The organism is Collimonas sp., from assembly GCF_039923675.1.
In the GTDB taxonomy this organism is placed as follows: domain Bacteria; phylum Pseudomonadota; class Gammaproteobacteria; order Burkholderiales; family Burkholderiaceae_D; genus Collimonas.
On sequence record NZ_JBDTCG010000016.1, the window covers coordinates 59,722 to 69,045 of the forward strand.

A 9,324-nucleotide genomic window follows, 5' to 3' on the forward strand; every position below is an offset into this window, starting at 1 on the left:
ACGTAACGTTACCTCAATTTAACCGGGTTCAGGCCGCTTTAGCCATTTTTTGCTTGACTTCAAGTTAACTTGAAGTTTTAGACTGCACACCGGTAATTGGTATTTACCTGCGCCGACACGCGTCGCGCCTCAATCGAAACCAATCGGAGAGCTAGCCATGACTTCCCAGATTTACCGAGTAGACAAATTCATCGTTCCTGAAGCGGCGCAGCAAGAGTTCCTGGCCAAGGTACGCAGCACGCATGCGCTGCTGCGCTCCTTGCCTGGCTGTACACAAGAACTGGTGCTGGAACAGACCTCAGGGCCCGGCTCGTACAACTACGTCACCGTGCTGGGATGGTCGGACCTGGCAGCTATCGACGCCGCCAAGATCGAAGTCCGGAAGCTGCACGCCAACACCGACTTTCATCCGCAGGAGATGTTTAACCGGCTAGGCATCCAGGCCGATCTTGGCAACTATCAGGCAATCGATATCTCTGCCTGAGGTTCAGGCATGCGCCGGCTTGCCCGGCGCGCTGCTATCCAGCAGTGCGGTATGCGCCGCGGCATCGCTTTCCGTCATCAGCTCACCTTCCCATTTGGCGACCACCGCGGTGGCGATGGAATTGCCGACCGCATTGGTGGCTGAACGGCCCATGTCGAGGAAGGTATCCACGCCCAGGATCAGTAACAGTCCGGCTTCCGGGATGTTGAACTGGTTAAGGGTGGCGGCGATCACCACCAGCGAGGCGCGCGGTACGCCGGCCATGCCCTTGGAAGTCAGCATCAGGATCAGCAGCATGGTGATCTGGGTACTGAGCGGCAGGTTGATGTTGTAGGCCTGGGCGATGAACAGCACCGCGAAGGTGCAGTACATCATCGAACCGTCCAGGTTGAAGGAATACCCCATCGGCATGACGAAGCTGGAGATCTTGCGCTTGACGCCAAAACGGTCGAGGGCGTCGAGGATTTTCGGGTAGGCGGCTTCCGAGCTGGCGGTGGCGAACGACAGCAGGAAGGCTTCCTTGATCAGCACCAGCAGCTTCAGCACACGCTTGCCGAGGAAAGCGGCGCCGGCCAGCACCAGCAGGCCCCACAGCATGAACAGGCTGATGTAGAAATCGCCCATGAAGACGGCAAACTTGAGCAGGATCGAGAGGCCGTTGGTGGCGACGGTGGCGGCCATCGCCGCCATGACTGCCAGCGGCGCCATCTTCATCACGTAGCCGGTGATTTTCAGCATCGCATGCGACAGTTCGTCGATGTTCGCGATCAGGTTCTTGGCGCGTTCTCCCAATGAAGCCAGGGCGATGCCGAAGAACATCGAGAACACCACGATCTGCAGGATTTCATTATTCGTCATCGCCTCGGCAAACGAGCGCGGGATCATGTGGCCGACGAAATCCTTGAGCGTAAATTTAGCCGTCGCCAGGTTGGCGGTGGCGCCGATGTCCGGCAACGGCAGCCCGACGTTGTGGCCGGGCTGCAGCAGGTTGGACATGATCAGGCCCAGGATCAGCGACATCAAGGAAGCGGTGACAAACCAGCCCAGCGCCTTGCCGAACACGCGCCCGACCGACGAGGCATCGCCCATGTGCGCCACCCCCACCACCAGCGTCGAAAATACCAGAGGGCCGATCAGCATCTTGATCAGGCGCAGGAACACATCCGAGATGATCTGGATATAGCCGGCGATTTCCGCCGCTGTCTTCTTGTCCGGGAAGCTGGTGTACACCATGTAGCCGAGAATGATGCCAATCGCCATGGCGATCAGGATCCATATCGCCGGCGGCAGTTTTTCTTTCTTCATGACAATTCTCCTGGAAACTATTTTTAGCTTTATCGGAAATGACAGGGCCTATGCGCATAGCCGTGATCAAACAGGCAATTTGCATGCCAATGAATGGCGTAACTGCGGGCTTGCGAGGGAAAATCAGGAATGTTGAAGAGGGACAATGGCGATAAGCGGCGCGAATGGCTTGCGACCTTGCGTCGGGCTCCATTATGGTGCGTAGACAGCTTGAACTGGAAAGGAAAATCCCCCGTTTCTCGCAAGCCCGGTTTTCGTGCCAGAATCAGCCTGGTCTAGTTCTCTAGAGGAAATGCCATGTCCGTCAGCCGAACAGCAGGTTTTGCCGCATTTGCCCTTGCGCTTTTCTTCGCCGGCGCACTCGCAGCCCAGTCGCAGGCCGCCGTCGGCAAATCGGCATCCGTCCTGGATGCGCCCGTGAAAAAAATCGCCGACCAGCGTCTTGCCGTCAATACCCCGCAAGGTAATGGCACGTTGCCGGTGTATGCCGACCATCAGCTCAATGTGGCGGCGCCTGAGGTCAAGCGGGTGCTGATCGTGGTGCACGGCACCTTGCGCAACGCCGATGTCTATTTTGCCGATGGCCGCCGTGCGGTCGAAGAAGCCGGCGCGACAGGGGCCGGCAGCCTGGTGGTGGCGCCGCAGTTCTTGATACCAGCCGATATCGAAGCCTTCGGCCTCGAGTCCGACACGCTGGCCTGGACGCAGGACGGCTGGAAGGGCGGCGAACTTGCCGTGAGCCCGGCCCCGATCAGTTCCTTCAGCGCCATGGATGCCTTGCTCGAGCATTTCACCGACCGTACTCTCTATCCGGCGTTGACCGATGTGGTGGTCTCGGGCCATTCCGCCGGCGCCCAGATTGTCCAGCGCTACGCGGTTGCCGGCCGGGCCCAGGGAGCCATGGTCAAAGCTGGAATCAAGGTGCACTACGTGGTGGCAAACCCCTCAACCTATCTGTATTTCGACAACCGCCGGCCCGACGCGGACGGCAACTTCCAAGCCGCCGTCACCACCTATTGCCCGCGCGTGAACCGCTGGAAATATGGCATGGAGCAGTTGCCGGCCTATGTCTCGCAACAAGACCTGGGCGGCATCGAAGCGCGCTTTGCGGAACGCAAGGTGACCTACCTGCTGGGGATGGCGGACACCAACCCGTACACCCATTTCATCGACCGCTCCTGTCCTGCCATGGCGCAGGGTCCGAACCGGCTGGCGCGCGGCCTGGCGTATTTCAAATACCTGCGGGGACGCCACCCGGCGGGCCTCAATCAGAGCGTAGTGGAAGTGCCGGAGGTGGGTCATGACGGCCGCGGCATGTACGGATCGGCATGCGGCCAGGCGGTCTTGTTCGGGCAGGCGCTACCTGCGTCTTGCCCGCATATACCGTAACTTAGGCGAAAAGGAAAATCGAGACGAAAAAAAATGGAATTTTCCCAATTGAGAAAATCCCATCATTTTTACATCACCAACAAATCAGGCAGGCTGATCGGGAACGTCGCCCTCTTTGTTTTCTTCTTCTTTGTTTTCCAGATGTTCGGTCACTGCTTCTACGCCCTTGTAGCCGGCGACAGCAGCAATACCTTCGGTCAAGATGGATGCGCCAGGATCCAATTTCTTCACGCCTTCTACGGCCACCACGGCGCCAATGACTTCTTCCAGAATACCCATAACCAACTCCTCAAAAAATAGCGGACAACGGAATTTTTAACTGCGGGGAAAAGCACGTTCTATCCTGCCACGCGCCATGGCGGTCATGGCTGCGGTTTTTTCCGCAATCATGACCGCCATCTTCATCATAGTCGTGGAGTGCACGACCTGCAGCATTTTATTTTGCGACGGTGGCGCTGGCGGCAACCTTGGCTTCAGGCGTCTTGACATCTGCCTTGGCGACAGGCGCCTTGGATTTTGCCTTTACCGTTTTCTTGGCAACCTTGGTTTTTGCAGGCGTGGCCTTGACTTTGGCTGGCGCAGCCTTGGCTTCGGTCTTGGCGTCAGCTTTCACAGCCTGGGTAGTGGTTGCTGCAGCGACTGCAGGTGCAGCTGGAGCAGCTGGAGCAGCGGGTGCGGCGGCTTGCGCGAAAACGGAAGTTGCAAACAGGCCAGCGATCAGAGCAGCGATTAATTTGTTCATTTTTTGCACCTTAACGTTATCTTGGTTAGCCCCGGGCATTTCCCGAGGTCTTGAGCAATTAACGAATGGTGCAACCGCTGTGTTGACGACCATTACATACCGTTACAACTTGACATGCGTCAGGGTGCGTCGCCCGTAGTCGGCAGTGCTGCGATCAGCTGCAGTTCCACCGCGTAGCCATGATGCAAAGCAGGCACCGGCACCACCACGCGCGCCGGTTTATGCTCACCAAGAAAGCGGCTATACACGTCATTGAACGTTGCCCAGTTTTCTACGCCGACCAGATACACAGTCGCCTGCACCACATCGGCATAACGGCAACCCGCCGCGGCCAGCACCGCCTCGCATTGACGCAGCACCGCTTCAGACTGCTGTCTGAAATCGTGACTGCCGGGATCTATCGCGCCCAGTTCCGGCAGCATACCGGAAACATACAGCAGGCCATTGTGTGCCACTGCTTGCGAGTAGTGACCACGCGGTGTCGGCGCAGCGTCGGTATGGATGATTTTCATTTTCGATTGTTACCTACGAGATGAATTGTGCGAACGATTGCAGATCGACATTGCCGCCGCTGAGGATGACGCCGACTCTCTTTCCCGCTACCGGCCAGACCTGGTTGAATGCTGCGGCGGCAGCCAGGCAGCCGGTGGGTTCCACCACCATCTTCATCCGCTCGGCAAAGAATTTCATCGCCGATATCAGCTGCGCATCCGACACCGTGACTATATCCTCGACATGTTGCCGGATCACGGCAAAATTATGGCTGCCGACATGAGTTACCTTGGCGCCGTCGGCGATGGTGTCGGGCACATCGATATGCACGATCTCGCCCTTGCGGAATGACTGCCGGCCGTCGTCGCCCAGTTCCGGTTCGACGCCGATCACTTTGCACTGTGCGCTGAGGCCCGACGCCGCCAAAGCCGATCCCGCCAGCAGGCCGCCACCACCCAGGCAGACCAGCAGCACATCCAGCTCACCCACGTCTTCGAACAGTTCCAGCGCCACCGTACCCTGGCCGCAAATGACATCCGGATGGTCGTAAGGTGGGATCAAGGTCATGTTCCGTTCCTGCGCCAGCTTGCGGCCGATTTCTTCGCGGTTTTCGGTATAGCGGTTGTAGGTCAGGACCTCGGCGCCATAGCCTTTGGTTGCCTGGATTTTCAACACGGGTGCATCTTCCGGCATGATGATTACAGCGCGTATTTTCAACAGGCTGGCGGCCAGCGCAATGGCTTGCGCGTGGTTGCCGGAGGAATACGTCAATACGCCATTCCGCCTTTGCTCCTCGGAGAACCGGGATAGCGCATTGAAGGCGCCGCGAAACTTGAAAGCGCCGATACGCTGGAAATTCTCGCATTTGAAAAACAATTGCGCGCTGGTGAGGGCGTTGGCTGTGGCGGACGTCATGACCGGCGTGCGGTGCGCGTGGCCTTTGATCCTTTGCGCGGCGGCTTGTATGTCGCTGAACGTCAGGCTATCTGCGGTGTGCATGCTGGTCTCTCGTCTGGGTTAACATGGGATACGACAAGTGTAGAACCAATGCGGCTGAAGCCGATGCAATACCTTGTTGCAAAAATCGTCGTCATCCTGGTAGAACGGATGAGCCCGTGGGGTTTGCTTGCTATCATCCATAGCGGTAACAATGGAAAGAGAGGGCTGGCAGATGCAAGGAAGAACGTTATGGGAACTCAAGGTGTTTTGCGCCGTGGTCGACAAGCACAGCTTTGTGACCGCTGCCCGGCATCTGGGCATCTCCCCCAGCGCCGCCACCAGAGCCCTGCAAGCGCTGGAGGAACAGCTCGACATCCAGCTCTTGCAGCGCTCGCACAAGCTCTTGAGCCTGACCGGCGCAGGTGAAATCTATTATGACTTCGCAAAGCAGATGCTTGCGGTCCAGGCAGAGGCGGAGGAAGAAATCGCCGGCCTGCAATCCGATCCCAAAGGATGGATCCGCTTTTCCGCGCCGGAGATCTGCAGCCGCTTTTTCCTGCCCGAGCAAATCGGCATCCTGGCGCGCGACTTTCCGGATATCCGGCTGGATGTAATGTATACAGACGCCGCCATCGATCCGATCCAGGAGAACCTGGACTTCGCCATCCGCGGCGCCTATCCGGTTTCCAGCGAACTGATCGGTTATCCGCTCTGGCAATATGACCGCATCTTGTGCGCCAGCCCCGGCTACCTGGAGCAGCGCGGCACGCCGGCCGAACCGGAGAACCTGAGCGCCCACGCCATGGTGCTGCATACCGCCCCGCGCATATTGAAAGACTGGTATTTCAAGTCAGCCTCACGCACCGTCAGGATGCGCATGCAGGCAGAACACCGGATCAATTCCGGCAGCGGACTGTATGAAGCGGTATGCGCGGGCTTGGGAATAGGGCGGCTGGCGAGCTGGGTGGCGCAGCCGGCGCTTGAGGCGGGCGAGTTGGTGCAGGTGTGTCCGGCTTATCGTTTGGTGTCTTCGGCCGGTCACAGCCCTGAGATGCATGCAGTCTACGGCGCCAAAGGACTGCCGCGACGCGCCAAGGTGCTGCTGGATGCATTGCGCGCAAAAGCAATACGGCAAGGTTTCAGGATGAACGGGCAATAATTTTCTGGAATAGCCACGTTCGACTCATGCATTACCGTCGGCCGCATGAAAAATCTTGGGTGGTGAAGGTCAAACGGCCATGAGTGCGATATTTTCGCGCTCATGGCCGTTTTTTGTTCATGTCGTGCAATGCACGACATGACATGTTTCGAATTACTTAGGAGCAGCTTCTTTCGCAGCATCCTTGGCTTCGGCAGCTTTCGCCTTGGCCTTTGCAGCCTTGTGATGCGCCTTGGCCTTCACGTGCTTGGCTGGTGCGGCAGCTTCTACTGTGGCGCGGTCGTTACGTGCATCCGGATGGCTGGCCAGAACACCGGCAGCGTCGCTCTGTGCGTGAGCGAATGGGGCGAATGCGAAGAGGAGTGCAGCAATACCTAGCAGCTTTTTCATTTTTCAATCCTTTAAATGGTTGAGGTTAACATCCGCGTTTGCTGCGGCATAAGCTTAAAAACGCGGCTGACGGAATTTGGTTGACGGCATTCTTGCCAATCTCGCCAATCCGCCCCTTTCTCGGGCTCCAGCCACCGCTCACACCTCGCGTACCGCCCCATTTTATGCGATGCCGAGACCATCGTGCGAGGCTGGAAACGGAATTTACCCTGACAAATAACATGTCTAAAATATAATTTTATCAGAAAGAAACATTTCCCCAAGAAGCATACTGCTTTTGGCATACGACATTTCATCAATAAATGTCCATTTTCATCAAAAATATCCACGATTCGGGCAATGACAAAAGATACAACTGTTAACTATTGTTAAGTATGTCAAATATTGTAAGAGTGTCATTGTCATGAGATGAAAAGAAAAATAAAGTCTGCTGAAAATTTGAGCACGTCAGGCAAATTCGCCAAGCCCCCTAGTTTTTACGCCATGAGTTGAGATGAATACGGCTTCCGTTTCATCTCAGTGCTCCTGATGTGATCGGCCGGAGGGAGCAATAGCCGAATTGCGCCAAGCAATGCCATGCGGCACGACGCCAGGTCGCTGCGAGCGCGAGCTCCCGGCCCAGCTACAAGCGATGTCGCCAGTCAGGTCCTGTTACTCCCTTTGAACATGTTGTTTAACGCAAACGCCCCTTGTTTAGCGCCGTCTGATTTCTTGTGCAAGCCGTTTGATCCGATCGCAAGCCCTACCAATTTTGTATAGAGCCAACCATGAATAAAATTTACCGCACCGTCTACAACGAAACACTCGGTACCTGGATCGCTGTTTCCGAGAACGCAAAAGCACGCGGCAAACGCGGCAGCACAAAGACGGCTGCGGTTGCGGCGGCGTCGATGGCACTGGCCGGGTTCCTGCTGCCAGGCGCAGCCTACGCAGGCGGCGGCATCTACGTCAACGACAATAACGATACCTCCTGTAGTCAGGTCGCAGACGGCGGAACTGTCCAGGTTACCGTCGCGAAATGCGGCAATACCGATGCAACCACGCAGACCAACCGCGTCCTGTTCTACACGCCAGGCATTGGCGCCACGGCCACCGACCCCACCAGCATTTCGGTTGGCGGACAAATCAACGTCAATGGCACAGGTTCGGTTATCAATGGTTTAAGCCTGAGCAACCAGAAACTCACCAACGTGGCGGCGGGTACGGCGACTACGGATGCCGTCAATGTCAGTCAGCTGAGCTCATTGTCGACTTCGGCATCGACAGGTATTACTTCGTTGTCGACAGGCTTGAGCACAACCAACAGTAATGTGACATCGTTGTCGACTTCAACATCGACTGGAATCACCTCGCTATCCACAGGTCTGAGCACGACCAACAGCAATGTGACTTCGCTGTCGACATCGGCTTCGACTGGCATTACTTCGCTGTCGACCTCTGCGTCAACAGGTATTACTTCGTTGTCTACAGGCCTGAGCACGACCAACAGCAATGTGACATCGCTGTCGACTTCGGCTTCAACCGGCATCACTTCGTTGTCCACAGGTTTGAGCACGACCAACAGCAACGTGACGTCACTGTCAACTTCAGCTTCGACTGGCATCACCTCGCTGTCGAGCGGCCTGAGTACCACAAATAGCAACGTGACTTCGCTGTCGACTTCCGCATCAACCGGCATCACCTCGCTGTCGACCGGTCTGAGCACAACCAACAGCACCGTGACTTCACTGTCGACCTCTGCGTCAACCGGAATCACTTCGTTATCGACAGGTCTGAGCACCACCAACAGCAATGTGACGTCGTTATCGACTTCAGCTTCGACTGGCATCACCTCGCTGTCGACAGGTTTGAGCACCACCAACAGCAACGTGACATCGCTGTCAACTTCGGCATCGACCGGTATCACTTCGTTGTCCTCAGGTCTGAGTACGACCAACAGCAACGTTACATCGTTGTCGACTTCAACCTCGACTGGCATCACTTCGCTGTCGACAGGTTTGAGCACCACCAACAGCAATGTGACATCACTGTCGACTTCGGCATCTACCGGTATTACTTCGTTGTCCACTGGTCTGAGTACGACCAACAGCAACGTAACATCGTTGTCGACATCGACATCGACCGGTATCACCTCGTTATCGACAGGCCTGAGCACCACTAACAGCAACGTGGCATCGCTGTCAACTTCGGCATCGACCGGTATCACTTCGTTGTCCTCAGGTCTGAGTACGACCAACAGCAACGTTACATCGTTGTCGACTTCAACCTCGACTGGCATCACCTCGCTGTCTACCGGTCTGAGCACGACCAACAGCAACGTGACGTCGTTGTCGACTTCTGCGTCAACCGGCATCACATCCCTGTCCACCGGCCTGAGCACCACCAATAGCAATGTGACGTCGCTGTCGACTTCAGCTTCGACTG

At 56.6% G+C, this 9,324-nt stretch carries 10 protein-coding genes; 4 read left to right on the forward strand and 6 right to left on the reverse strand.

From position 1 onward, the window contains the following. Positions 1 to 157: 157 nt before the first annotated feature. Entirely contained in the window at positions 158 to 484 is a 327-nt protein-coding gene (locus ABI171_RS03715) for an antibiotic biosynthesis monooxygenase (RefSeq protein WP_348091261.1), read from the forward strand. Positions 485 to 487: 3 nt separating this feature from the next. Here the strand turns inward: ABI171_RS03715 and ABI171_RS03720 are convergent, their stop codons facing one another. After that, positions 488 to 1,789 carry a dicarboxylate/amino acid:cation symporter gene (locus ABI171_RS03720; protein WP_348091262.1) on the reverse strand — a complete coding sequence of 434 codons (1,302 nt, stop codon included), beginning with the start codon at positions 1,787 to 1,789 and terminating at the stop codon, positions 488 to 490. Positions 1,790 to 2,086: 297 nt separating this feature from the next. On the opposite strand from ABI171_RS03720, the gene ABI171_RS03725 reads away from it, so the two are divergent. Beyond that, positions 2,087 to 3,178 (forward strand): alpha/beta hydrolase, encoded by a 1,092-nt coding sequence (locus ABI171_RS03725; RefSeq protein ID WP_348091263.1) that lies wholly within the window; start codon positions 2,087 to 2,089, stop codon positions 3,176 to 3,178. An 84-nt stretch (positions 3,179 to 3,262) separates the two neighbouring features. On the opposite strand, the gene ABI171_RS03730 is transcribed toward ABI171_RS03725, so the two are convergent. From ABI171_RS03730 to ABI171_RS03745, 4 genes are all read right to left on the reverse strand, one after another. Next, a complete protein-coding gene (locus ABI171_RS03730; RefSeq protein WP_348091264.1) occupies positions 3,263 to 3,457 on the reverse strand; it encodes a hypothetical protein in 195 nt (64 codons plus the stop codon). Positions 3,458 to 3,614: 157 nt separating this feature from the next. Further along, positions 3,615 to 3,920, reverse strand: coding sequence for a hypothetical protein (locus tag ABI171_RS03735; protein ID WP_348091265.1), 306 nt, complete (start codon positions 3,918 to 3,920; stop codon positions 3,615 to 3,617). A gap of 119 nt (positions 3,921 to 4,039) precedes the next feature. After that, on the reverse strand, positions 4,040 to 4,432 hold the full coding sequence (locus ABI171_RS03740; protein ID WP_348091266.1) for a RidA family protein: 393 nt from the start codon (positions 4,430 to 4,432) through the stop codon (positions 4,040 to 4,042). 13 nt (positions 4,433 to 4,445) lie between these two features. Then, complete coding sequence (locus ABI171_RS03745) at positions 4,446 to 5,411, reverse strand: threo-3-hydroxy-L-aspartate ammonia-lyase (protein WP_348091267.1); 966 nt, start codon at positions 5,409 to 5,411, stop codon at positions 4,446 to 4,448. 151 nt (positions 5,412 to 5,562) lie between these two features. On the opposite strand from ABI171_RS03745, the gene ABI171_RS03750 reads away from it, so the two are divergent. Then, complete coding sequence (locus ABI171_RS03750) at positions 5,563 to 6,510, forward strand: LysR family transcriptional regulator (protein WP_348091268.1); 948 nt, start codon at positions 5,563 to 5,565, stop codon at positions 6,508 to 6,510. 153 nt (positions 6,511 to 6,663) lie between these two features. On the opposite strand, the gene ABI171_RS03755 is transcribed toward ABI171_RS03750, so the two are convergent. Then, a complete protein-coding gene (locus ABI171_RS03755) occupies positions 6,664 to 6,900 on the reverse strand; it encodes a hypothetical protein (protein WP_348091269.1) in 237 nt (78 codons plus the stop codon). 767 nt (positions 6,901 to 7,667) lie between these two features. Here ABI171_RS03755 and ABI171_RS03760 point away from each other — a divergent pair. Continuing rightward, positions 7,668 to 9,324 (forward strand): ESPR domain-containing protein (locus ABI171_RS03760; protein ID WP_348091270.1); only part of this gene is annotated, 1,657 nt, incomplete at its 3' end.

Bases quoted from the DNA above. Each gene is read 5' to 3' on its own strand.
- ABI171_RS03750 (WP_348091268.1), top strand. From the start codon at position 5,563: ATGGAAAGAGAGGGCTGGCAGATGCAAGGAAGAACGTTATGGGAACTC.
- ABI171_RS03745 (WP_348091267.1), bottom strand. From the start codon at position 5,411: ATGCACACCGCAGATAGCCTGACGTTCAGCGACATACAAGCCGCCGCG.
- ABI171_RS03755 (WP_348091269.1), bottom strand. From the start codon at position 6,900: ATGAAAAAGCTGCTAGGTATTGCTGCACTCCTCTTCGCATTCGCCCCA.
- ABI171_RS03720 (WP_348091262.1), bottom strand. From the start codon at position 1,789: ATGAAGAAAGAAAAACTGCCGCCGGCGATATGGATCCTGATCGCCATG.
- ABI171_RS03735 (WP_348091265.1), bottom strand. From the start codon at position 3,920: ATGAACAAATTAATCGCTGCTCTGATCGCTGGCCTGTTTGCAACTTCC.
- ABI171_RS03730 (WP_348091264.1), bottom strand. From the start codon at position 3,457: ATGGGTATTCTGGAAGAAGTCATTGGCGCCGTGGTGGCCGTAGAAGGC.
- ABI171_RS03725 (WP_348091263.1), top strand. From the start codon at position 2,087: ATGTCCGTCAGCCGAACAGCAGGTTTTGCCGCATTTGCCCTTGCGCTT.
- ABI171_RS03715 (WP_348091261.1), top strand. From the start codon at position 158: ATGACTTCCCAGATTTACCGAGTAGACAAATTCATCGTTCCTGAAGCG.
- ABI171_RS03740 (WP_348091266.1), bottom strand. From the start codon at position 4,432: ATGAAAATCATCCATACCGACGCTGCGCCGACACCGCGTGGTCACTAC.